The sequence below is a fragment of the Rhodococcus sp. 11-3 genome (assembly GCF_023704055.1).
Classification (GTDB): domain Bacteria; phylum Actinomycetota; class Actinomycetes; order Mycobacteriales; family Mycobacteriaceae; genus Rhodococcus; species Rhodococcus aetherivorans.
This window is the reverse complement of the sequence record NZ_CP080406.1, coordinates 4858672-4880885: the sequence shown is the minus strand read 5'-3', so window position 1 is coordinate 4880885 and position 22214 is coordinate 4858672. Positions and strand designations below refer to the sequence as shown.

At 67.9% G+C, this 22214-nt stretch carries 27 protein-coding genes and 1 pseudogene; 18 read left to right on the top strand and 10 right to left on the bottom strand.

The window, feature by feature from the left end:
• The first annotated feature begins 115 nt into the window (after positions 1–115).
• Positions 116–622 (top strand): hypothetical protein, encoded by a 507-nt coding sequence (locus KZJ41_RS22465; protein WP_043798404.1) that lies wholly within the window; start codon positions 116–118, stop codon positions 620–622.
• A gap of 156 nt (positions 623–778) precedes the next feature.
• Here KZJ41_RS22465 and KZJ41_RS22460 read toward each other — a convergent pair whose 3' ends face one another.
• Complete coding sequence (locus KZJ41_RS22460; RefSeq protein ID WP_043798402.1) at positions 779–1417, bottom strand: isochorismatase family protein; 639 nt, start codon at positions 1415–1417, stop codon at positions 779–781.
• A 143-nt stretch (positions 1418–1560) separates the two neighbouring features.
• Here KZJ41_RS22460 and KZJ41_RS22455 point away from each other — a divergent pair, with 143 nt between their 5' ends.
• The gene (locus KZJ41_RS22455) at positions 1561–2535 is read left to right on the top strand and encodes a GlxA family transcriptional regulator (RefSeq protein WP_043798401.1); all 975 of its coding nucleotides are present in this window, start codon (positions 1561–1563) and stop codon (positions 2533–2535) included.
• Between the two features lie 86 nt (positions 2536–2621).
• On the opposite strand, the pseudogene KZJ41_RS22450 reads toward KZJ41_RS22455, so the two are convergent.
• The 4 genes and pseudogenes from KZJ41_RS22450 to KZJ41_RS22435 all read right to left on the bottom strand — a co-directional run.
• Positions 2622–2959 (bottom strand): annotated as a pseudogene (locus tag KZJ41_RS22450) (transposase); the annotation flags it as partial.
• Between the two features lie 268 nt (positions 2960–3227).
• Positions 3228–3719, bottom strand: a complete 492-nt coding sequence (locus KZJ41_RS22445; RefSeq protein ID WP_232334160.1) for a hypothetical protein — start codon at positions 3717–3719, stop codon at positions 3228–3230.
• A complete protein-coding gene (locus tag KZJ41_RS22440; RefSeq protein WP_232334161.1) occupies positions 3716–3877 on the bottom strand; it encodes a hypothetical protein in 162 nt (53 codons plus the stop codon). Before KZJ41_RS22440 ends, KZJ41_RS22445 begins: the two co-directional genes overlap by 4 nt.
• Positions 3874–4224 (bottom strand): hypothetical protein, encoded by a 351-nt coding sequence (locus KZJ41_RS22435; RefSeq protein WP_251549658.1) that lies wholly within the window; start codon positions 4222–4224, stop codon positions 3874–3876. The genes KZJ41_RS22440 and KZJ41_RS22435 overlap by 4 nt, the downstream gene beginning before the upstream one ends.
• A 241-nt stretch (positions 4225–4465) precedes the next feature.
• Here KZJ41_RS22435 and KZJ41_RS22430 point away from each other — a divergent pair, with 241 nt between their 5' ends.
• Genes KZJ41_RS22430 through KZJ41_RS22420 form a run of 3 tightly spaced genes read left to right on the top strand, consistent with a single transcriptional unit; the run spans position 4466 to position 5965 of the window.
• The gene (locus KZJ41_RS22430) at positions 4466–4975 is read left to right on the top strand and encodes a hypothetical protein (protein ID WP_065922180.1); all 510 of its coding nucleotides are present in this window, start codon (positions 4466–4468) and stop codon (positions 4973–4975) included.
• On the top strand, positions 4972–5613 hold the full coding sequence (locus tag KZJ41_RS22425; RefSeq protein ID WP_084648595.1) for an RES family NAD+ phosphorylase: 642 nt from the start codon (positions 4972–4974) through the stop codon (positions 5611–5613). Before KZJ41_RS22430 ends, KZJ41_RS22425 begins: the two co-directional genes overlap by 4 nt.
• A 43-nt stretch (positions 5614–5656) precedes the next feature.
• A complete protein-coding gene (locus KZJ41_RS22420; RefSeq protein ID WP_144415045.1) occupies positions 5657–5965 on the top strand; it encodes a hypothetical protein in 309 nt (102 codons plus the stop codon).
• 108 nt (positions 5966–6073) lie between these two features.
• Here the strand turns inward: KZJ41_RS22420 and KZJ41_RS22415 are convergent, their stop codons facing one another.
• The 3 genes from KZJ41_RS22415 to KZJ41_RS22405 all read right to left on the bottom strand — a co-directional run bounded on the left by KZJ41_RS22415 (position 6074) and on the right by KZJ41_RS22405 (position 8828).
• Entirely contained in the window at positions 6074–6664 is a 591-nt protein-coding gene (locus KZJ41_RS22415) for a GNAT family N-acetyltransferase (RefSeq protein ID WP_029545662.1), read from the bottom strand.
• Between the two features lie 43 nt (positions 6665–6707).
• The gene (locus KZJ41_RS22410) at positions 6708–7526 is read right to left on the bottom strand and encodes a hypothetical protein (protein WP_235431093.1); all 819 of its coding nucleotides are present in this window, start codon (positions 7524–7526) and stop codon (positions 6708–6710) included.
• A 105-nt stretch (positions 7527–7631) separates the two neighbouring features.
• Positions 7632–8828 (bottom strand): acyl-CoA desaturase, encoded by a 1197-nt coding sequence (locus KZJ41_RS22405; protein WP_050035790.1) that lies wholly within the window; start codon positions 8826–8828, stop codon positions 7632–7634.
• Positions 8829–9233: 405 nt separating this feature from the next.
• On the opposite strand from KZJ41_RS22405, the gene KZJ41_RS22400 reads away from it, so the two are divergent.
• The 7 genes from KZJ41_RS22400 (at position 9234) to KZJ41_RS22370 (ending at position 13829) form a co-directional block, all read left to right on the top strand.
• Positions 9234–9563 carry a PadR family transcriptional regulator gene (locus KZJ41_RS22400; RefSeq protein WP_050035788.1) on the top strand — a complete coding sequence of 110 codons (330 nt, stop codon included), beginning with the start codon at positions 9234–9236 and terminating at the stop codon, positions 9561–9563.
• Positions 9560–9910 (top strand): DUF1048 domain-containing protein, encoded by a 351-nt coding sequence (locus KZJ41_RS22395; RefSeq protein ID WP_050035787.1) that lies wholly within the window; start codon positions 9560–9562, stop codon positions 9908–9910. The genes KZJ41_RS22400 and KZJ41_RS22395 overlap by 4 nt, the downstream gene beginning before the upstream one ends.
• 23 nt (positions 9911–9933) lie before the next feature.
• Positions 9934–10761: an ABC transporter ATP-binding protein gene (locus tag KZJ41_RS22390; RefSeq protein ID WP_050035786.1), complete on the top strand. Its 828-nt coding sequence runs from the start codon at positions 9934–9936 to the stop codon at positions 10759–10761.
• Positions 10758–11519: an ABC transporter permease gene (locus KZJ41_RS22385; protein ID WP_050035785.1), complete on the top strand. Its 762-nt coding sequence runs from the start codon at positions 10758–10760 to the stop codon at positions 11517–11519. The genes KZJ41_RS22390 and KZJ41_RS22385 overlap by 4 nt, the downstream gene beginning before the upstream one ends.
• 111 nt (positions 11520–11630) lie before the next feature.
• A complete protein-coding gene (locus KZJ41_RS22380; RefSeq protein ID WP_050035784.1) occupies positions 11631–12692 on the top strand; it encodes a beta-mannosidase in 1062 nt (353 codons plus the stop codon).
• Between the two features lie 309 nt (positions 12693–13001).
• Entirely contained in the window at positions 13002–13424 is a 423-nt protein-coding gene (locus KZJ41_RS22375; RefSeq protein ID WP_306413677.1) for an RNHCP domain-containing protein, read from the top strand.
• A 9-nt stretch (positions 13425–13433) separates the two neighbouring features.
• A complete protein-coding gene (locus KZJ41_RS22370) occupies positions 13434–13829 on the top strand; it encodes an RNHCP domain-containing protein (RefSeq protein WP_006936630.1) in 396 nt (131 codons plus the stop codon).
• A gap of 102 nt (positions 13830–13931) precedes the next feature.
• Here the strand turns inward: KZJ41_RS22370 and KZJ41_RS22365 are convergent, their stop codons facing one another.
• Complete coding sequence (locus KZJ41_RS22365) at positions 13932–14825, bottom strand: helix-turn-helix transcriptional regulator (protein ID WP_050035783.1); 894 nt, start codon at positions 14823–14825, stop codon at positions 13932–13934.
• A gap of 150 nt (positions 14826–14975) precedes the next feature.
• Between KZJ41_RS22365 and KZJ41_RS22360 the strand changes: the two genes are divergently transcribed.
• From KZJ41_RS22360 to KZJ41_RS22345, 4 genes are all read left to right on the top strand, one after another.
• Entirely contained in the window at positions 14976–15998 is a 1023-nt protein-coding gene (locus KZJ41_RS22360; RefSeq protein WP_006936628.1) for a zinc-dependent alcohol dehydrogenase family protein, read from the top strand.
• A 79-nt stretch (positions 15999–16077) separates the two neighbouring features.
• The gene (locus KZJ41_RS22355; protein ID WP_043798377.1) at positions 16078–17358 is read left to right on the top strand and encodes a multidrug effflux MFS transporter; all 1281 of its coding nucleotides are present in this window, start codon (positions 16078–16080) and stop codon (positions 17356–17358) included.
• 52 nt (positions 17359–17410) lie between these two features.
• Positions 17411–18451: an NAD(P)-dependent alcohol dehydrogenase gene (locus KZJ41_RS22350; protein WP_251549656.1), complete on the top strand. Its 1041-nt coding sequence runs from the start codon at positions 17411–17413 to the stop codon at positions 18449–18451.
• Positions 18452–18517: 66 nt separating this feature from the next.
• The gene (locus KZJ41_RS22345; RefSeq protein WP_051446014.1) at positions 18518–18985 is read left to right on the top strand and encodes a cyclophilin-like fold protein; all 468 of its coding nucleotides are present in this window, start codon (positions 18518–18520) and stop codon (positions 18983–18985) included.
• A 258-nt stretch (positions 18986–19243) separates the two neighbouring features.
• Here the strand turns inward: KZJ41_RS22345 and KZJ41_RS22340 are convergent, their stop codons facing one another.
• Complete coding sequence (locus tag KZJ41_RS22340) at positions 19244–20119, bottom strand: SDR family NAD(P)-dependent oxidoreductase (protein ID WP_251549654.1); 876 nt, start codon at positions 20117–20119, stop codon at positions 19244–19246.
• A 355-nt stretch (positions 20120–20474) separates the two neighbouring features.
• Here KZJ41_RS22340 and KZJ41_RS22335 point away from each other — a divergent pair, with 355 nt between their 5' ends.
• Together KZJ41_RS22335 and KZJ41_RS22330 are read left to right on the top strand one after the other, a co-directional pair.
• Positions 20475–20720, top strand: coding sequence for a ferredoxin (locus KZJ41_RS22335; RefSeq protein WP_006936623.1), 246 nt, complete (start codon positions 20475–20477; stop codon positions 20718–20720).
• 25 nt (positions 20721–20745) lie between these two features.
• Entirely contained in the window at positions 20746–21987 is a 1242-nt protein-coding gene (locus tag KZJ41_RS22330; RefSeq protein WP_044475976.1) for a cytochrome P450, read from the top strand.
• Positions 21988–22214: the final 227 nt, after the last annotated feature.

The following is a 22214-nucleotide window of genomic DNA, read 5'->3' as shown; positions in this document are numbered from 1 at the left end:
CCGTCACTGCGCCTGCCGGAGTGCGGCGGATCGGTTGGAACGGCCTCGGTGGCCGGGCCGAGGTGGATACGATGCCGACACCTGTGCAGGACTGGTGCGACGAACGGAATCGGTCATGACAAAGCTGGTGAACTCGCTGTCCGAGGACGAATTCGTGTTGGTGCGGCAGACGAAGAAGACGGAGATGGCAGACCTCGACGAGGACGGCCTGATCGATCTGCACACCCGTATCCGCCGATCCCGCAACAAGTACGTCAAGCTCTACCGGCGGCAGGGTGCCGAGAAGGTCGGCGCGAAAAAGTCTCGTGCGGCCGGTAAGTCGGCGAACGAGCGGAACGCCGGCAAGGCGGAGGTGTTCGAGGATGCGCTGGCCCGGGTCAGCCGCCAGCTGGGGGCGGTGGCCCGCCGCTCGGCCGAGGAGCTGAAGCAGGAACGGCTCGCTCGCGCCCGCTCGGATGCCGCCGCGCCCGCCGAGGATGTCGGTGCCGAGGGCAAGGTGCGGTCGAAGGGCAAGACCCGCGTCGATGCCACCCGTAACTCGGCCGGCCGCAAGAAGTACGAGGCGTCGACCATCGCCGCCGGGGCGCGCCGGCAAGCCAAGAAGGACAGCAAGAACCGCTGAACGTCCGGGATCCGCCGCGACGACGTCGGTGGAGCAGGCCCGGGGTGCCGGTGCATGTGAAGCACACCGGCACCGCCGAGCCGGTCAGTGAGTTGCCAGCGCGACGCGCCGGCCGTCTCCTCCGCGACCGGGCTGCCCCGGGACGCGGGGCGGTCGTCAGGCGAGAGCGGTTGCCGAGCGTCCCTCGAGGGCGGATTCGACCAGGTTGCTCTTGGGTAGCGTCGAGCCGGACTGCACGGCCTCGATCCACTGGGTGGTCGTGGTGACCGCGGCGAAGTTGGACTGCAGCAGCACCATCAGGGTGGTGTGCAGGGACTGCGCGGAGACCTGCCCGGCGGCGTTCGCGAGATGGATCGCACCGGTGGCGTCGGAGAGGATCTCCGTGGCGAATCCGAGCGCCTCGGCCTCCGCGGCGGTGGCGAGATCGCAGTTGTTGGTCATGTATCCGACGATCGTGACGGTGTCCACCTCGCGGGCGCGCAACCAGCCGGCCAGGTCGGTGCCGGCGAACACGCTCGCGTACTGCTTGTGCACGCGTTTGCACGTCGGGTCGATGCGCCGCTCGAGATCCGGGTGCAGCGACCATCCTCGCGAACCTTCGACGAAGACGGGGGCTCCGTCGGGCATACGGTGCTGAACGACGACGACCGGGACGTCGTGGGCGGCGGCAGCGTCGAGGGCGGCCTCGATGTTGGCGAGCGACTGCTCGCGCGGCGGGTACTGGATCTCGAGTGGTCCGTCGAAGTACTCCTGCTGGACGTCGACAACGACGAGGGCACGGCGGGGTGCGGTCACGGGTTTCCTCCCTGGGAAATCATTCGGGGTGTCGCGCCCACGGGGTGAGCGCCTCACTGCCCGATTGTTCGGCAGGTCTACCCTGGCCGGAAGTGGCACGAATGCACACTTTCGATGAGATCGGGCCAACCCGGGAGAACAGGATGCGAATCGCTGTCTACGCCTTCGACGGGATCACCATGTTCCACCTCGCGGCACCGTTGCTGGTGTTCGCCGAAGTGCGCCGTCTCGGTCCGGCCCCCGACTGGCAGACCCGGCTGTGGTCGGACCGGGCCGGCTCGGTCTGTACCGCCGAGGGATACCCGATCGGTGAGGTGACCGGACCCGAGACGGTCGACTGGGCCGACATCGTCATCGTCCCGTCGTGGCCGATGCCCCCGAGGCCGATCGGTGCAGAGTTGAAAAGACAGCTGCGCCAGGCACATGCGCGGGGTGCGGTGATCGCCGGGTTGTGTCTGGGGGCGTTCGCCGTCGCCGACGCCGGGCTGCTCGACGGTCGTGCGGCGGTCACCCACTGGGAGGCGATGCCGCTGCTCGCCGAACGCTGCCCCGGCACCGAGGTGGACTCCTCGGTTCTCTATATCGACCACGACGACGTCCTCACGTCCGCAGGTACGGCCTCGGCGATCGATGCCTGTCTGCACCTGGTCCGCAAACACCTCGGGTCGGCGATCGCCACCCGGGTGGCCCGATACCTGGTCGTGGCTCCGCACCGAGAAGGGGGACAGGCACAGTACATCGAACGTCCCCTCGCGCGGCCCGCCACCGACACCGCGATCGCCGAGGTGCTCGAATGGGCGCTGACCCGGCTCGACGAACCGCTCGCGGTCGATCGACTCGCGGATCGGGCCCGGATGAGCCGGCGCAGCTTTGTCAGGCACTTCCGGCAGGCCACCGGCACCACGCCGGCACGCTGGATTCTCACGCGCCGACTGCAGGAGGCACGCGCTCTGCTCGAAACCACGGATTGGAGCATCGATGCCGTCGCGTCCGCGTGCGGCTTCGGCAGCAGCGCCACCTTCCGGCAGAACTTCACCTCCGCCTTCGCAACTTCACCCACCGCCTATCGTCGGCAGTTCGCATCCCGGCCGCAACCGCTGGTACCCAGGAGGACGTGAAAGTGACACGAGGTGCGAGTCACCGGCGAGGGGCCAAGTCCCGTGAGGTGGTGTACGACGTCGCCGCGTGATTCCTCGGCGGGAGGTCAGGTAGTCAAGGCCGGTGCAACCTCCTCGGCGGGTTCAGTCACGGTTCTTCGGCCGTGTTGGTACGGGAGCGGGCGAGCACATCCAGTCCGAGGTAGCGGCGCCCTTCGATCCACTCATCGTGCTCGCTCCGCGAGCACCGCCTCGACGAGACGGATCAACGCGGTACGATCCGGAAAGATCCCGACCACATTGGTTCTCCTACGGACTTCTTTTGTTGAGGCGCCCCCTGCGGATGATTGCTCCAGATCTGCTTCCAGATCTGTTTGGGAAATACCTTGAACCCCAACAGATCCGACACTGCGGCGTCGAGGTGGTCGGCGGCCTTCGCCGACTTCCCGGATTGGTGCCGGGTCATAGGCCTGCCCGGTTGAGACGTTCGATGAGGCGTGGTTTGCGCGCAAGCGTGTGACGTAGTGCCAGGATGCGCTGGGTGAAGGTGTCACGTCGGCGTCGCGTTCGGCGAGCGTCCGGAGATCGGTGAGCAGTGCGGCGGCGGCGTCGTACTCGCCGGACTTTCGGGTGGCGATCATCGCGTCGATGCGAGACCACGGGCCTTGTGCCGGCGGGCTTCCTCCCCGGCGCGCCGGGCAGCTGCCCGGCGCTCATGGTCGCCTCGGCGACGCGCCGCGGCCTCGAGAAGATCGGCCACGGTCCGGCGAGGTGGGGCGGGCAGGTTTGTGGTGTGCTCCGTTGTGGAATCGACGAAGCATCTCCATCCGGACGGTCACCGTGTGATTTTCGGCGACCCGCAGCAGGAGTCGAACGGTGCGCTCGTGCGGGCCGCGATGGCGAGCAGGTCGTCGTCGAGGCGGAGAAGTTCGGCCAGGGCGCGCTGCGCCGCGCTGAGGGTGGCCAGTCCGGGGCGGCACGGGTGACATCGGTGCGCCGGCGTCCGGATCGACGTCGCCGGACTCGTCCTCGCTGGTCAGGTCCAGCACGAGGAATTCGCTCGTGGTCCAGGCAGTTACCCGCTCGTCGACGCAATAGTCCCCGACGACGTCGAGGTCGAGCAGGCCGCGCGGAAGGCGGAGCAGGATCCGCCGTGTTCCCCAGTTGGCCAGGTACAGGTGCGCGGCGTAGTAGCGCTCCATCATCCGGTTCGGATCGTCCCGGAAGCTGCCCAGCGGAACTCGTTGACGAAGCTGGTGGCCGTGATCCTCGCGCGGGTGGACAGGGAACGCACTTCGGCCTGCTGACGCTCGTCCAACGGCCGGTCGACGGTGAGGAACTCGTAGTGCTGGTACTCACTCATCGCCCCTCCCGCCGATCGGCGCGGTCGTAAGGCTCCGCCCGGAAACCCGAGTCGTCTCCCCGATGGATGAACAGGTGTCCCTCGAGTGTGGCGTCCTGCGCCAGGGCGGCCCAGCCGCGGCCGCTGACCTGGTCGCCTTCGTCGTCGCCGTCCCAGCTGAACTCCACGGCGGTGCGGCCGTCGCGTTCGATGGTCCGGCAGTCCATCCAGCCGCGGACGGCGATGACGCCGAACTGGCCGGTCCCGTCGGCGGCGAGCTCGATGAAACCGGGTTCGACGAGGTCGATCGCGTCGCGGTCCCACAGGTCCATCTCCACGATCCGCCACCGACCGGTCAGGCGCCTCACTGGTCCTCCATACTTGTCGCGAGTGCGGTGTCAGGGTAGCGACCGCGGGGGACCGATGCCGCGCGTCGCCGGCGCAGCGGCCTGCCTGAGATTCCCCTGAACCAGTGGACACGGAGGTCGGGGGCTCGGTGAGGGGTTGACCACGGCGCGGCCTCGCCGAACGTGCAGCCCACGTCCCCTTGACCTACTTGACTTGACCTACTTGACCTACTTGACCTACTTGACCGAGGACGATCGAGGTATGAGCACTCCATTGAAGAAGGTTGTCGACGACCAGCTGGACGCCAGCGGGATGGCCGCGGAAGAGCTCAGCGACGACGACGCGCGGTACGTGGCCGACGGCGTGAGACGTATGCTGTCGAGCCTCAAAGCGCGCCGAGCGTGGGAAAAGCACATCGGCCCGATCCTGACCCACAAGCAGACCCTCGAAGTGACCGGCTGGTCGAAGCAGGCGCTCAGCCAGGGGGTCAGGGACAATCGCGTGTTGCGCCTGACCGCCGCGGAGGGCACTGCCGGCTACTGGTCGGATGGCTTCACCGAGACTGCCGCCGGCTACCGACCGATCGCGGGGATCAAGAACGTCCTGGGCGCCTGGGCCCATGCCGACGTCGAACCGTGGACGATTGCGTCGTGGATGTCGAGTGCGCAACCCGAACTCGACGGCCGGACACCGCGGCAGGCCCTGCTCGACGGTGACAGTGCTGATGTCGAGAAGCTCGCCCGCCAGGCGTCGGAACGGCTCGCTTCGTGAATGTTTCCCGCGCACAACAACACCTGAAACCGCCACCGTCCCCGGACACACTCCGGGGACGGTTCCCTGAGACTGGGCCGGCTGCCCGTACGACGATCTACCGCAGTCATGCCGCCGGCCTGGGGGCGTGGTGGTTCAGCAGCAATGGGGGCGGCCGTTTCGATCTCACCGGGTCCGAGGGAACCTGCTACACCGCGGAAACCGAGCTCATCACCTTGCTCGAGGCGTGGAGCGGCATCTACGTCATCCCACGTCCGGAACTCGTCAAGCGGGACATTTCAACGGTGATTGTCCGTAGGGATCTGCGTCTCGCCGACGCGACCTCCAACCGGGCGATCCAGTTCGGATTGACCTCCGAGATGTTCACCACCACCGACGATCCGCTGACCCAGCAGTGGGCAAAGGCGTTGCACGAAGCGGGGTTCGACGGCATTCGGTATTTGGCACGGCACGATCTCAAGCACGTCGATGCGTGCATCGCGGTATTCGCGGCCAGCGGCGATCAGACCGGCACAGACGAAGAGCCCAGCGATTTCGCGGTGCTCGGTACCGAGAACCTGCTCGACCGCCCGGACCTGTGGGAGGCGCTGGAGGAAGAGGCAGGGATCGTGGTCCTCGACATCCCCAGGAGCTTCTGACCCTCCTCGCGAATGTCGGACGTGGGTCCTACGGTTGATGACTATGACATCGCGTCTCGCGGTAGCTGGTTGCGTTCCCGAGTCGATCATTGACGAAGTGCAGCGGTGGTACTCAGCGCCCGGTGTGGGTCGCTGGATGGACTCCGAGTTCGACGTCAGCGCCCTCGTCAAGCAGATGGCCGGCTCGGGACGGTTCGTCGGCAAATACCTGCTTGCTTCCTGGGGATGTGTGGGATTCGACAGCGAACATCAGCCTGTGGCATTCATGGGCGCCGACGTGTTGGTCAACCGTTCAGAGCAATCCGACTGTGGCCGGCCCGGAACTCGGAGGAAGCAGGTCCGCGACAACTGAGGTGAACCGTCTCGGGATTGATGCCGCTTTCCATTCTCGAGAGATGATGCACATCATGTTCTAGCGTTACCCGGCGAGGTCCTCGACGTCGTGATGAAACTCCGCCACCTACTGCGTATGGTTGCGGACCATCGCCCACGTGCGCGGCCCGTCGCCGGGCAGGGTCACGGAACCGACGACGTCGAAACCGAGCCTGCGGTAGAACGCGACGTTCCGCTCCGACGACGTCTCCAGGTACGCGGGCACCCCCGCTTGGCGGGCTTCCCTGAGTCCGGGTTCGAGGACCGCGCCGCCCAGGCCCCAGCCCTGCCGGTCCGGATCCACGGCGACGGTCGCGAGGAACCACACCGGTCCGACGGGCCGCAGTGGCGCCAGCGCCTCCTCCGCGGCCGCCGCCGCGTCGGCCCGATCACCGGACAGCTCGGCGACGCGTCCGGCGATGCGTTCGAAAGCCTCTGGGATTCCGGTGGACTCGGGGGTGGTCCACACCGCGACGGCCGACGCGTCGTCGGCCACCCACACCCGCCCACAGCGCAGGCCGATCTCGGTCAGGTACAGCCGCTGCAACTCCTCGACGCGACGCAGGTGGTCACGGGCATCGACGGTGTGGCGGGTGAACGGGTAGTCGGCGAAGGCGCGCGCCAGGGTGCGGGTCGCGCGGTCGACGTCGGCGGGCTCGGCGGGACGTATCTCGGTCATCGCGACCCACCGTAGAGCCGCGCCGGGTCCGGCCGCGAACCGTTTACCGCGCGGCCCGGGTGGTGGGCCGGATCTCGAACCGTTCGGGGATCCGCAGCCACGCGGTGCTCACCGTCGACCAGTCGCCCACCCCGGGCCACGGCCCCGACTGGCTGTGCCGGTAGCCGCCGGCCTCGTACCGGTCGTACGGCACCTCGGACAGCCTGGGGTGGGCGCACAGCAGGCCGAGGGCCGACAGGTGCACGGCGTCCCACTCCTCGGCGATCGACGGCCAGTCCGGGACGCGCGCCCCGCGGTACTCGAGCGGATGGTCGGCGATCAGGGCCGCCCAGTCGCCGGCGGTGTCGATCCGGGCGATCCGCGCGACGTCCGGATCGAAGTGCACGGTGTAGCGGGCGGGGTCCTTCAGGCCGCGCAGGTTCTCGCCGCTGGCGCTCCACGTGTCGCTCGTCCCGTCGTGCAGGGGCGTCGCGGTCCAGAACGCGCCGTCGGGCAGCGCGCCGGGCCGCTTGCGGTTGCGCACCCGCGGCAGACTCAGCTCGGTGATCGTGCCCTCGTGGGTCTGCGGGGAGTCGAGGGTGTTCCGGCTCGGGTGACGCAGCGCGGCGCAGATCGCCTCGGCCATCTCGATCGTCGCCGGTGCGGTGAGGGCCATGTCCAGGACGTCGTTGGCGCCGTTGCCGTAGAGGTACTCGCCGATGATCAGCACGAGGTCGTCGACGAAGCCCTCGAGGGTGTCGGCTTCGACGAATGCGGCGACGGACGGCCGCGGATCCGCGTCACGGTAGGCGCGCAGGTACCAGTGGACGAGCATGCGTCCCGGGACGGTGTCGAGGAGGTTCGCCGCGGCATCCGAGCACATGCCGGACATGTTGCCGTACGTCGGCTCCCTGCCGGCTGACCACACGCACTGCCGGCTGACCACACGACCTGCCGGCTGATCACACGCCCTGCAGCGAACCGTTGCTCAGGCGCCGGCTCTCGTGGTGCGCCGCTCGATCGTGACTGCGGGTGCCGGGACCGGTGGCGTCAGGGCCGGCGGCAGCGCGAGCACGACGATCTTGACCCAGACGGAGCCGATCTGGCGGCCCAGCCCGCCGGTGTTGTAGGGCAGGCGGTACTTCTCGCACAGAGCCTGCACCTCGGGCGCCATCGCCGGGTACCGGTGCGCCGGGATATCGGGGAACAAGTGGTGCTCGATCTGGTGCGAGAGGTTTCCGGACATGATGTGGAACAGCGGGCCGCCGGTGATGTTCGCCGATCCGAGCATCTGCCGCACGTACCACTGCCCGCGGGTCTCGTCGGCGGTTTCGTCCTCCGTGAAGGTCTGCACGCCGGACGGGAAGTGGCCGCAGAAGATGATGGAGAACGCCCACACGTTGCGGACCAGGTTGGCGGCGGCGTTCCCGGCCAGCGTCGGGAGCATCAGCGGCCCGGACAGCAGGGGAAAGACCACGTAGTCCTTGAGGACCTGGGGGCGGGCCTTGCGCCACCAGCCGCGGACCAAGGGTGCGATGTCGCGCCACGGGCGTCGGCCCCGGAGTACGCGGTCGGTCTCGAGGTTGTGGAGCATCACGCCCCACTCGAAGGTGAGCATCAGCACGAGCGCATACAGCGGGTTGCCCAGGTAGTACGGGTTCCAGCGTTGACCGGGGTCCATCCGCAGGATGCCGTACCCGATGTCGCGGTCCCGCCCGAGGATGTTCGTGTAGGTGTGATGCATGTAGTTGTGCGAGTATTTCCACTGGTCGGCGGGACAGACGATGTCCCATTCGAAGTCCTGGGAGTTCACGCCGGGCTCGCGCATCCAGTCGTACTGACCGTGCAGCACGTTGTGCCCGATCTCCATGTTGTCGAGAATCTTCGAAATCCCGAGTGCGCCCACGCCGGCCAGCCACGCAGGCGGAAACACCCCCAGATGCATCAGAACTCGGCCGGCCACCTCGGCGCCCCGCTGCACCTTGATGACGCGAAAGAGGTAGTCGCGATCCTGGGCGCCGAGGTCCGCGGTGATGCGGGCGCGCAGCGCATCGAGTTCGCGCCCGAGTTCCTCGACCTGGTCGTGGTCGAGCACGACCACGTCCGCGGGTGGCCTGCTCGCCGGGGAGCGGACCGGCAGCGGGAGGGTCGGCAACGATGGCATGGGCAACTTCAGTCCGAGCATCTCGGGCCTCCTCGTGCTGGTGCGGTGCTGTGAGCGTGGTCGAACGGAACTCCTGTCGTCGGCGCACCCGCACAGACACCGCCGCGATGTGCGGCGCGCGGGGGCACTCGGCGCAGTAGCGCCATACCGGAGGGGTGCGCGGTGGGGCGGTGGGCCGCCACGTCCGTCCTGTCAGTGCCTCCTCTGCATCGACCGGCACTCGATTCATCCAGTGTCGTGGCTTCGGATCTCCGCGGCATGGCCGCCACTTGAACATTGGGTTTCCGGGGCAGTTCCCCCAGGTCCTGGTGATCGAGTGGTTGCGGCGTCGGTCGGAGAGTCTCGACGCGAGGGGCTTGCGCCGCCGCTATTCAGCGTTACTATGTACCAGTAGTCAGTAACGCTTAGTAGTTGAGGAGGTGTTCCGTGAGCAAGCAGATGACGGAGATGCTCAAGGGAACGCTGGAGGGCATCGTCCTCGCGATCGTTTCCAACCGGCCCGCATACGGCTACGAGATCACGGCATGGCTGCGGGAGCAGGGCTTCTCCGACATCGCCGAAGGCACCATCTACGCCCTGCTCGTCAGGATCGAGAAAAGAGGCCTGGTCGACGTGGAGAAGGTGCCGTCCGAGAAGGGGCCACCGCGCAAGGTGTATTCGCTCAACGCGCAGGGACAGGAATACCTCGAAGAGTTCTGGGGGACATGGAGCTTCCTCACAGAACGGCTCGAACAGCTCCGCGAAGGAGGCAGATGACCATGTTCATCTCGAAGATGCTCGGGGACAAGCGGCGATGGCGGCAATACAAGGCGCGCACGAAACAGCTTCCCGCGGACTACCGCACGGCGATCGATGCGCTCGAGCGGTACCTGATGCACTTCGGGCCGGGGGACCCCGCCAGCGCGGCTTCGATGTTCGAGGACCTCGCCGATCTCTTCGAGCAGAGCGCGGCGGACGGAACGCCGATCCGCGCCGTCGTCGGGGAGGACCCGGTCGAGTTCGCCGAGGCATTTCTCCGGAACTACCCGGAGGGTCAGTGGATCAGCAAGGAACGGGAACGGCTGACCGACACCATCGATCGCGTTGCGGGCCCCGAATCGTGACGCACGAGAGAACGGATATCCGGATGGCAACCGATCAGGTGCAGTTGCCCGCGATCCGCGTGCAGGGCCTGGAGAAGTCGTTCAAGGACCTGCCGGTGCTGCGCGGCGTCGACTTCGACGTGGCGCGGGGCAGCATCTTCGCCCTGCTCGGCTCCAACGGGGCGGGCAAGACCACGGTCGTGAAAATCCTGTCCACGCTGCTCGAGGCCGATGCAGGGAGTGCCGGCGTCAACGGCTTCGACGTCGCTACGCAGGCTGCGGATGTGCGAGAGTCCATCAGCCTCACGGGACAGTTCGCCGCCGTCGACGAAATCCTCAGCGGACGTGAGAATCTCGTTCTGGTCGCCCGGTTGCGGCACGTCGAGGATCCGGGCAGGATCGCGGATGATCTGCTCGAGCGCTTCTCGCTGACCGACGCGGCCACACGGAAGGTGTCGACGTATTCGGGCGGCATGCGCCGCCGCCTCGACATCGCGATGAGCCTCATCGCGGATCCGCCGGTCATCTTCCTCGACGAGCCGACGACCGGGCTCGACCCCCAGGCGCGCCTCGAGGTGTGGCAGGCCGTCCAGGAACTCGCCGAGCACGGCACGACGGTGCTGCTCACGACGCAGTACCTGGAGGAGGCCGAACAGCTCGCCGACCGGATTGCGATCCTCCACGAGGGCCGGATCATCGTGAACGGCACCCTCGCCGAGCTCGAGCAGTTGCTCCCGCCCGCCACGGTCGAATACGTCGAAAAGCGGCCGACCCTCGAGGACGTCTTCCTTGCCGTCGTCGGTGCCGACGGCAAGGACGGCGACGCCGGCAACGACGCAGTGCCGGCACGGAAGAGTAGGGGACAACGATGACCAAGCACTTCTTCGGCGACACCGCCGTCCTGCTGGGGCGCTCTCTGCGCCACATCACGCGCAGCCCGGACACCATCACCACGACCACGATCATGCCGATCGCCTTCCTGCTGCTGTTCGTCTACGTGTTCGGCGGCGCGATCAACTCGGGGTCGAATTCGTATGTGAACTACCTGCTGCCCGGCATTCTGCTCATCACCATTGCTTCGGGCATCTCCTACACCGCATTCCGGCTCTTCCTTGATATGAAGAGCGGCATCTTCGAGCGATTCCAGTCCATGCCGATCGCACGCTCGTCCGTTCTGTGGGCGCACGTGGTGACGTCGTTGGTCGCCAATCTGGCCTCGGTCGTGGTCATCGTGCTCGTTGCCCTCCTCATGGGATTCCGCTCGGCGGCGGGAGCGCCGGCGTGGCTCGCGGTCGCCGGCATCTTGATCCTGTTCATCCTGGCGTTGACGTGGATCGCCGTGATTCCCGGTCTCTCCGCGAAGTCCGCGGACGGCGCGATCGCGTTCTCCTACCCGCTCATCTTCCTGCCGTTCATCAGCTCGGCATTCGTGCCCACCGACACCATGCCCGGCCCGGTACGCGCCTTCGCCGAGCACCAGCCGGTGACGGCCATCGTCGACGCTATCCGCGACCTGTTCACACAGCAGCCGGTCGGTGCCGACATCTGGATCGCCCTCGCCTGGTGTGTCGGCATCCTCGTCGTCGCGTACATCTTCGCCATGGTCACGTACCGCCGCAGGATCGGCTAGGACGGGCGCCGCGGCGGGGAACGGTGGGCCACGAGCTCACCCGACCCCGCCGACGTGTGCGCCGTGGCCAACCATCTTCCCGTCCGGCCGGGCAGGGACTACCGTTCGCCCATGCGCGCAGCCGCCGTCGTCGTCGCCTGTCTGGTCGGCGCGGCCGCGTGCGCGTCCCCACCACCGCCGGACCCACCACCGCCGGCGCCGCCGGCGCGTGTCACGGTCGACGGGCGGGGCCTGATTCTGGACGGGAAGCCCTGGTGGCCGACCGGGCTCAACGCCTATCAGCTCGCCTCCGACTGGGACGTCAACGGTGGCTGCGGCGCGCAGGTGGACCTGGACGCGTACTTTTCGTCGCTGCCGCCGTCGTCGCTGACGCGGTTCAACGCCTTCCAGGCGCTGGCGTTGAACCGCGTCACGGGGACCCTGGACTTCGCGGCGATCGACGCCGTGTTCGCCGCCGCCGAGCGGCACGGCCAGCTCGTCATGCCGGTGCTGTCCCCGCAGGACGGCGCGTGCGGCAACGAGCTGTACAAGGACCGCGCCTGGTACGAACACGGCTGGACCACGCGCCGGGCCCCCTTCGCGGTCAGCTACCGCGACTGGGTCCGCCTGGCCGTGGACCGGTGGCGGGTGTCGCCGGCGCTCGCCGCGTGGGACCTGCTGGGCGAGCCCGAGCCCGGCGTGTGCGGCGACGCCGCGTGCAGCCTGCCGCGGCGCTCCTGCCCACCCGACTCGGCGCAGCTGCTGCGCGCGTGGACCGACGCGGTCGGCCGGATCGTGCGGGAGACGGACCCGCGGCACCCGATCACCCTCGGCCTGATCGGCGGGGACCAGTGCGGCAGCGCCGGGGACGGCTACGCGCAGCTCGCCCGGTCGCCGTACGTGGACGTGCTGCAGTACCACGACTACGACGAGGCGGCGTGGCTGCCGGTGCGGCTCGGGCAGGTGACCAAGCCGATCCTGGTGGCCGAGCTCGGCATAGAAGCCGGGAGCTGTCTGCCGCTGCCCGAACGTGCCGAACGCGTGGACACGGCCCTGACCGGCTACCGCGAGGCCGGGGCCGCCGGCGCGCTGCTGTGGGCGTTCGTGCCCGACCCGCGCGGCGGCGAGTGCACGTACGACATCGGCCCCGGCGACCCGGCGTTCGAGGTACTCGCCCGGCACCGGACCTTCTGACCCGTGCCGCGTCGATCGCCGCGTGGAGGGACGTGCGCCCGGTAGCCGTCCAGCATCGAACCACCGTTCCCGGACCGTTCGAACGGAACTGTCCGCCAGTCGGATACGGAACCGGAACACGGTCGCTCGCAGTAATTCGTTTGCGGGTTCACCCCGTGGTGAATATTGTCTGCTGCGTCCGGCGGAGAGGCCGGTCGAACTCGGATGGAAAGTGGTGAATTATGCCCCGGACAGCCGCCGAGCTCCTTCACGATCCCGTGAAGCGCTCGGACCGGTGATCCGCACCCACCATCGGATCGCCTGTCCGGTGTGAGGTCTTCGCGGGATCGACAGTGCTCGGCACACATTGCAGCACAGTTGATCTCACAGAGGAGAACCCAAGTGTCCCACAGTGGCACATCGATATCGCACCTTTCCACGTTCACATGTATCCGGTGCGGGCTGACGGTACCTGCCGCGACGCCTGCCGGTGCAGCACGGACGCACTGCCCGAACTGCCTCGCCGGAAAGCACCGACCCGGACCGGACGCCGGGTGTGGAGCACGCACGCACCCGATCTCGATCGCGGTGCTCCGGGGCGGAGAGTGGATGCTCATCCACCGCTGTACCGCCTGCGGTGGCCTCGACGCGTGCCCGGTGGTCGAGGACGACAACCAGTTGCTGTTGCTCCGCATCGCGGTGAAACCGCTGGCGCAACCGCCGTTCCCGCTCGAGCATCTCGCACAACTGTAGGAGCGCTCGGTGTCCCGCAGGAACAATCGAACAGCTCGAGTGCAGCGGCCGAAGCCGGCACATCGCGACGCACCCGCGCGGCACGGAACATCGTTCCGCTGCCTCGGATGCGGTCTGGACGTGCCGATGCAGGCGCCCGGAACCGCGCACCGCAACCACTGCCCGCACTGCCTGTCCAGTAGGCACGTCGATCGTGTGCCCGGCGACCGGGCCGCCGGCTGCGGGGGCCGGATGGAGCCCATCTCGGTGACCGTGCGCGGGGGTGGGGAATGGGTGATCATCCACCGGTGCCGCACCTGCGGCACGCTCGACGCCAACCGCTGCGCCGGGGACGACAACCCGCTTGCGCTCGTCCGGATCGTGCTGCGGCCGATCTCGGCCTCGGGCGTGCTCCTCGACGGGTAGAGGCCGACGCCCCGGGAGCGCTTTCCATCTCGCTGCGGAAGGCCTTGTCTGCCGGCGGGGACGGCAGGATCGACCGAACGTCGCGGGTGCCGTCCGTCCGTGTCAGCTGGACGGTTCGGTCGCCGGGTGGGCCGGGAGATGAGTCGCGGCCCAGCTGGCGAGAAGCTTGAGCCGGTCTTCGGAGTCGGTTCCGGGTTCGGCGGTGTAGATGGTCAGATCGAGGACCCAGTCGTCGTCCGCTGCCAGGTCCAGGGAGTGGTAGACGAGGTCGAGCGTGCCGACCACCGGGTGGTTGAACTGCTTGTTCCCGACGTGATGGATGCGGACGTTGTGTGCTGCCCACCGGGCGCGGAATTCGTCTCTGAGCGTGGAGAGTTCACCGACGAGCTGACGCAGGTCCTTGTTGTGGGGATCGCGGCCGGCCTCGGCGCGCAGCAGTGCCACGGTCACGTTTGCGGCGCCGTCCCAGTCGGGGAAGTAGTCGCGAGCGCCGGGATCGAGGAACTGGAAGCGGGCGATGTTGGCGGTTCTGCGGTCGTCGGCGAACATCGGCGAGTACAGCGCGCGGCCGAGCGCGTTGGTGGCGAGGATGTCCATGCGCCCGTTGCGGACGAACGCGGCGGAGGAGGTCATCGAGTCGAGCATCCACCGCACCCTCGGCCGCACCTGGGCCTGCTTGCGGGCGCGGGGTGCGCGGTGGGTGGGCCGGGCGGCGCGGGCGAGGTCGAACAGGTAGGTGCGTTCGGCCTCGTCGAGCTGCAGTGCCCGGGCGACCGCCTCGAGGACGTCCTCGGAGACGCCGCCGATGTGGCCCTTCTCCAAGCGGGTGTACCACTCCGTGCTCACCCCGGCCAGCACGGCCACCTCCTCGCGCCGCAATCCGGGGACCCGGCGGCGCCCGCCGCCGGCGGGCAGCCCGACCTGCTGCGGGGTCAGCCGGGCCCGCCGGGTGGCGAGGAAGCTGCGGATATCGGCGCGGTTGTCCACGCCGTCCACGGTACGTCCGGTGCGGCGTCGTGGGAGGTTGTGCTTGTACCCCCCATGAACGCGACCTCCCGCGCGGGTGGTGCGCGGTGTTCCATGGAATCGGCCCGGATAACAGCCGGGACACCCACATCAGATCTCGTGCGAACAAGGAGCACCGTCATGCGTGGAGCAATCCTGTACGCCCCCGGCGACGTCCGTGTCGAGGAACGCGACCGTCCGTCCCTCGTCGAACCCACCGACGCGATCCTCCGGCTCTCCGCGGCATGTGTGTGCGGCTCGGACCTGTGGCCCTACCGCGGTGTCGAAACCTACGACGGCCCGATCCCCATGGGTCACGAGTACGTCGGCATCGTCGAGGAGATCGGCGCGGACGTCGCGAATGTGAAGGTCGGCGACTTCGTCGTCGGCTCGTTCTTCGCGTCCGACAACACCTGCGAGATCTGCCGCGCCGGGTATCAGAGCTCGTGCGTCCACCGGGTGATCATGGGCAGCCTCGGTTCCCAGGCAGAGTTCCTGCGGGTCCCGCTGGCGGACGGCACGCTCGTGGCCACTCCGGGCATGCCCGAACCCGACCTCATCCCGTCTCTGCTGGCCGCCTCGGACGTCCTCGGCACCGGCTGGTTCGGTGCCGTCGCCGCCGAGGCCGGACCGGGCAAGACCGTCGCGGTCGTCGGCGACGGCGCCGTCGGTCTGCTCGCGGTGCTGGCGGCCAAGCAGCTCGGCGCCGAGCGGATCATCGCGATGAGCCGTCACGAACCCCGGCAGCGGCTGGCCCGCGAGTTCGGTGCCACCGATATCGTCACCGAACGGGGTGACGCGGGCGTGGCCCGGATCAAGGAGCTCACCGGCGGGCTGGGCGCGCACTCGGTCGTCGAGGCCGTCGGCACCCAGGAGTCGATGATGCAGGCCATCCGGTCCACCCGGCCCGGCGGGCACGTCGGTTACGTCGGGGTCGCCCACGACGTGCAGCTGCCCGGCGAGGAGCTGTTCTTCTCGCACGTGCACCTGCACGGCGGTCCGGCGCCGGTCCGGCAGTATCTGCCCGAACTGATCGACCTGATCTGGAGCCGAACAATCAACCCGGGCAAGGTGTTCGACCTGGAGTTGCCCCTCGAGCAGGCCGCCGACGGCTACAAGGCCATGGACGAGCGAAGCGCCATCAAGGTCCTGCTCCGCCCCTGACCTCCATCGTCACCCGTGGGTGGCCACCGTCCGAGTCTGCCGCGCGGCCGACTCCCGACTCATCAGGAACCGTTCGTTCATGCCTGCATCCCTGACCTCCGTCCGACGCGACGACAGCCGGACCACCGTGGGCGAGGTCGCCCGCGCCTCGAACCTCGCCCCGCCGGGCCGGGCACTGGGTGTCGTGCTGAGCCTGCTCACCGTCTTCGGCCCGATCTCCATGGACCTGTACCTGCCGGTCCTGCCCGCGCTCACCGCCGACCTCGGGGCGAGCACGTCCGCGGCACAGCTGACCGTCACCGCCTGCCTGCTCGGACTCGCCCTCGGGCAGGTCGTCGCCGGTCCGCTGTCGGACCGGTTCGGTCGCCGTCGTCCGCTGCTGATCGGAGTCGGGGCCTTCATCGCCGCGTCCGCCTGGTGCGCGGTGAGCCAGACCATCGAGATGCTCGTCGCGGCGCGCCTGGTGCAGGGGCTGACCGGTGCGGTCGGCATCGTCATTGCCCAGGCCGCCGGTCGGGATCTGTATTCCGGCGCCCGGCTGCTGCGCTACTACGGCCGGCTCACCGTCCTCGGCGGACTGGCCGCGATCATCGGACCGGTCATCGGCGGGCAGCTGGCGAAGATCACCGATTGGCGGGGCACCTTCGTGTTCCTGGCCGTCGTGGGCGTGGCCATCCTCGCAGCGAGTACCGGGGTGTTGCGTGAGACGCTGCCACCGGGTAGTCGACGAGCCGGTGGCCTGGCCGACAGTGGGCGGGTGTTCCGCCGGCTGGTCTCGGAGAGGGTCTTCCTCGGCGCGGTCCTCATCACGGGGTTCGTCAACGCCGCCCTGTTCGCCTATCTCAGCGGCGCGACGTTCGTGCTGCAGGGCATCTACGGCCTGTCGCCGCAGGGCTACTCCTATGCGTTCGGGCTGAACTCGTTGGGATTCATGGTCTTCGGATACCTCGCCGGCCGCATCGCGGAGCGGTGGTCGGTCTACGGCACCCTGGTCGCCGGTCTGATCATGGTCGTGGCCGGCGCCGGTGGCGTGCTGCTCACCGCCACCGCACACCTGCCGCTGGCCGCGATGGTCGTCTCGTTGCTCACGATGGTCAGCGGGGTGGCGGTCACGACCCCGCCGTCGACGTCCCTCGCGCTGGAGAACTATCCCGAGGTGGCCGGTTCGGCCGCCTCGCTGCTGGGGCTGGCCCGGTTCGCATTCGGCGGCGTCACCGCACCCCTCGTCGGGCTGGCCGGCCCGGAGACCGCGGTGCCGCTGGGCGTCGTCACCGTCACGGCAGCCCTGCTCGGCCTCGTCGGCTACGTCCTGCTCCGCCCACCGACAGCCGGCACGCCGGAACACCGTGCGTTCGCCTGAACCTTCAGCCCGGCCCGAAACCACAGCAATTCCACTCAGAGGAGAAGCCTCCATGCGTGTCCATGCCTACGCAGCCTCGTCCGCATCCGCGCCGCTGGCCCCGACGGTCATCGAACGACGGGACGTCGGACCCAACGACGTGCTCATCGAGATCAAGTACGCCGGCATCTGCCACTCCGACATCCACACCGTCCGCGGCGACTGGGGACCCCAGCCCTACCCGCTCGTCCCCGGCCACGAGATCGTCGGTCTCGTCGCCGAGGTCGGTGCCGACGTCACCCGCCACCGGGTCGGTGACCGCGTCGGAGTGGGCTGCATGGTCGACTCCTGCCGCGAGTGCGTGAACTGCCGCAACGGCGACGAGCAGTACTGCCTCGACGGCATGGTCCCCACCTACGCGGGCGTCGACCGGGACGGCACCACCACCCAGGGCGGCCATGCCACCCACGTCGTCGTCGACGCCGACTTCGTGCTCTCCGTGCCCGAGACGCTCGACTTCGCGGCCGCTGCGCCGCTGCTGTGCGCCGGCATCACCACCTACTCGCCGTTGCGGCGCTGGAACGCCGGACCGGGCACGAAGGTCGCCGTCGTCGGTCTCGGCGGTCTGGGGCACTTGGCCGTCAAGATCGCCCACGCCCTCGGAGCCGAGGTGACGGTGCTGTCCCAGTCGTTGAAGAAGCGGGAGGACGGCCTGCGGCTCGGTGCCGACCACTACCACGCCACCAGCGATCCGGCCACATTCGAGCAGCTCTCGAGCCGTTTCGATCTGATCGTCAACACGGTCAGTGCCGCCATCGATGTCGACGCCTACCTCGGTCTGCTCGCGGTGGACGGCACCCTGGTCAACGTCGGTGCACCGGCCGAACCCCTCAGCCTGAACGTCTTCTCCCTCATCGGCGGCCGCCGCTCCTACGCCGGCTCGATGATCGGTGGCATCCGCCAGACCCAGGAGATGCTCAACTTCTGCGCCGCACACGACATCGGCGCCGACGTCGAGGTCATCCCCGCGGACCGGATCAACGACGCCTACGAGCGCGTCCTGGCGTCCGATGTCCGCTATCGGTTCGTCATCGACACCGCCACCCTCGGTTGATCTGCAGCCCGGAGTACCTGAGCGCATGCACGGGCACGCCCGAACCACCACGCCGAAGGAAGCCCGATGGACACCCGCTTTCGTGCAGTGCACGTGTCGCTGTCGCTGGCTCTCGTAACCCTTGCAGCCGCGTGCAGCAGTCCTCCGGAGCCCACCGTCGACGACGAGTGGGACCGCATCCGTATCGCACTCATCGTCGACGGGCAACGCCTGACGGGAACGCTGTCGGACACCCCTGCCGGTCGCGACCTCCTCGCGCAGCTCCCTTTGACCCTCACCATGACCGACTTCGGATCCGTGGAAAAGGTCGCCGAGCTACCCACGTCCCTGTCGATCACCGGCGCCCCACCCGGCGCAGACCCTGCCCCGGGGGACATCGGCTACTACGCGCCGTGGAACGACCTCGTCCTCTACTACGGCGACCAGAGCTACCACGACGGCATCGTGAGGCTGGGAACCCTCGACGGGGGAGTGGACGTCATCGGGCAGCACACCGGCGACCTCCTGGTGGAAATCGAGCATGTGGGGGACTGAACCGGGGGAGCGGCCCATGAGCTTTCGTAAGAACGTGGAAGACCCGGAGCGCCAGTGCGAGACCCATACCCGCCGTCAGGAGGTAGTCGTCTTCGGATTGGTCATCTTGATCCTGGTTGTGACGACATACCTGGACTCGAGGTAGGGGGATCGCCGGTTCGGTCGCCGGGCTGTCCGCACTGCTGCGCGTGCTCGCAGTGGGATTCCGAGGGAGCGAAGGGTGGGACCTCACGGTCCCACCCTTCGCCGTCTTCGGTCTCAGGCGTCCGTGTCGAGGGTCGGGGTGCCCTGGTCTTCGGGGAACCACATGCTGACCCGAGCGAGCGTGCCACCGTCCGTCGTGGGCAGCGTGACGCCGGAGATGTAGGCCGAATCGTCGGAGACCATGAACAACGCTGCGCGCGCGTTGTCCATCAGTGACGGTGGCCGATTCAGCTTGAGGGGGATGGGGGAGATGCCGGGATCCCAGGGGCCGGCGACCTCTTCGTAGGACTGTCCCACCACCGGGGTTCCGGCCGGCGCCAGGAAGTTCGGCGACATGCCGTGCGTTGGAGCGATCGCGTTGACCCGGATGCCGTACTTGCCCAGGTCCAGGCTCAGTCCCCGCACCAGGCCGTTCACTCCCGCCTTCGTGGCCGAGTACATCGCAATGCTGTGGTACGCCACGAACGAGGCGGCGGACGAGGTCGCCAGGATGACACCGCCGTTGGCCCGAAGGGCGGGAACCGCAGCCTTGGCGGTGTAGAAAACACCGGAGAGGTTGACGCCGACCACGTCCTGCCAGTCGGCATCGGTCAGATCCTCGAATTCGACCTGCTCACCCCCGGCGACCGAGGGCACGCCACCGCGGGAGACCACACCGGCGTTGGCGAAGGCGATATCGAGCTTGCCGAAGGCGGAGACCGTCGCCGCGACGGCGTCGATCACCTGCTGTTCCCTGCGCACATCCGCAGTCACTGCGATGGCGTCGCCGCCGTGCTGCTCGATCAGTTCCACGGTTCCCTTGGTGCGCTCCGGGTCGATGTCGACCACCGCCACCTTTGCGCCTTCGGAAGCGAAGAGCTGAGCGCACTGGCGTCCCAGGCCGGACCCCGCTCCGGTGATGAGAGCGACCTTGTCTGGGAGGCGTCCCATGATTGTCCTTTCCCGTTCTGGTTCGTGTCCGATGTGTGGACGGAAGTTGTTGGGCGCGTACGGTCCCCGTGGTGCGGGCGACAAGGCAGAGGTGGTCGCCAGGGGTGGAGTGAGAGGGGGCCGCACGGGTGCTTGGTGTGGAGCGTGTCACAAACTATAGGAGCCGTGGCGCGGACAGTCAACAGATGACAAATATCGATTGACGTAATATGTAACTGGTCGTAATGTGAGTCACAGAGGGGCCGGGCGCGCCGGATGGCTATCACGCGCCCCGTCGCTCCCGTGAGACCTCCTGCTGTCCTCTGCCGACACCGTCCCTGCAGGGAGGCGGCCCTTGTTCGAGCAAGGAGCTCATATGACACTGCACGACAACAGCTTTGCCCCGCCGAGCCGGGCCGGAGTGCCGCGACTGGTGGTGGACCGTTCGGCCTGCGCCGGACACGGACTGTGCTACGGCCGTTCTCCGCAGATACTCGACTGCGACGACGCGGGAGATCCGGTCGTGCTGAAGGCGTTGTTGAGTACCGATCAGGAAATCGCCGCCGCCGAGGCGGCGGCCCTGGTATGCCCGGAACGCGCCCTGAGCATCGAATTCAATTGACCCTACTGTGATCGAGGAACTCACCATGACCAGCACGACAGCTGCCGGCGCCGCTCCTGAAGAGCTCGTCGTCGACTTCGACATCTACGATCCGTCGTTGGCCGGCCCGGTCGACACTGTTCAGGACAAGGCCGCCGAATTGGCGGCGAAGGGCCCGGTGGTCTACTCGACAGCGCATGGCGGACATTGGATCGTCACGCGCTACAAGGAGATCCACGAAGTCCTGCGCGATCCCGAGACGTTCTCGAGCTACCCGAACAACCTCGTTACCGGACCGGGCGGCATGGGCAAGTTCATCCCGATCGAGCTCGATCCCCCGGAGCACACCGGCTATCGCACGGCGCTGCAACCGCTGTTCTCACCCAATCGCATGAAGGCACTGACCGAGCAGATCCGTGGAGTGATCAACGAACTCATCGACGGATTCGCCGCCCGGGGACAGGCGGAGTTCATCTCCGAATTCGCTCACGAGTTGCCGGCCCGGGTGTTCCTGGCGCTGATGGACTGGCCACTCGCGGACGCGCCGATGTTCACCGAGGCCACCGACACCATCCTGATGGGGAAGCCGGGTGCCGGCGAAGAGGAGTCCCAGCAGGCGCGCGCGGCCGCCGGAATGCAGATGCTCGGCTACTTCCAGAACATGGTCGACCAGCGGCGGAAGATGCCCGGCGAGGACGTCACGTCCGCTCTGATTCATACCGAGGTCGAGCTCGAAGACGGAAAGCGGCTGCTGACCGACGAAGAGCTCAACCGCATGTTCTTCCTGCTGCTCATCGCGGGACTGCACACGGTGCAGGGTTCGCTGGCGTGGAGCGTTATTCACCTGGTCAACAATCCGGACCAGCGCGAAGCCCTGATCGCCGACGAATCGCTGATACCCAGTGCCGTCGAAGAGATCCTTCGGATCGAGGCCGCAGTGGTGCCCGGGCGCTGTGCGACTCGCGACGTCGAACTCGGTGGTGTGCAGATCAAGAAGGGTGATCAGCTCATCCTCATGCTCTGTTCGGCCAACCGTGACGCCGAGGAATTCGACGACCCGGATGAGCTTCAGCTCGAACGTCACCCGAATCGGCATCTCTCCTTCGGCTCGGGTCCCCACCGGTGCCTGGGCTCCCACCTGGCGCGGATCGAACTGTCGCTCGCCCTCGAGGAGTTGCACCGACGGATTCCCGATTACGACCTGATTTCCGAGGAGCCGCCTCTCCTGCACGCCACCCAGGTGCGGGGGTGCATGCGGTTGCCCATCCGATTCACACCGGAGGCGTAAGAACGGTTCGACGTCGGCGCTCGAGCGGCGGGGTATGCGCACGCATGCCCCGCCGCTCGAACGTCACCGATCGACATCGCCGCACGCCCGGAACGAATGAGTCGCTGCGAACACAGAACCGATATCCACAGCACCTCCGGTCTGCAATTCGAGGCAGATGTCCACCGGCCTCGGGTGTGAACCGCTCACTGATCCGTCGTGCGCCGCCGCCACGGGGAACCGGCTCG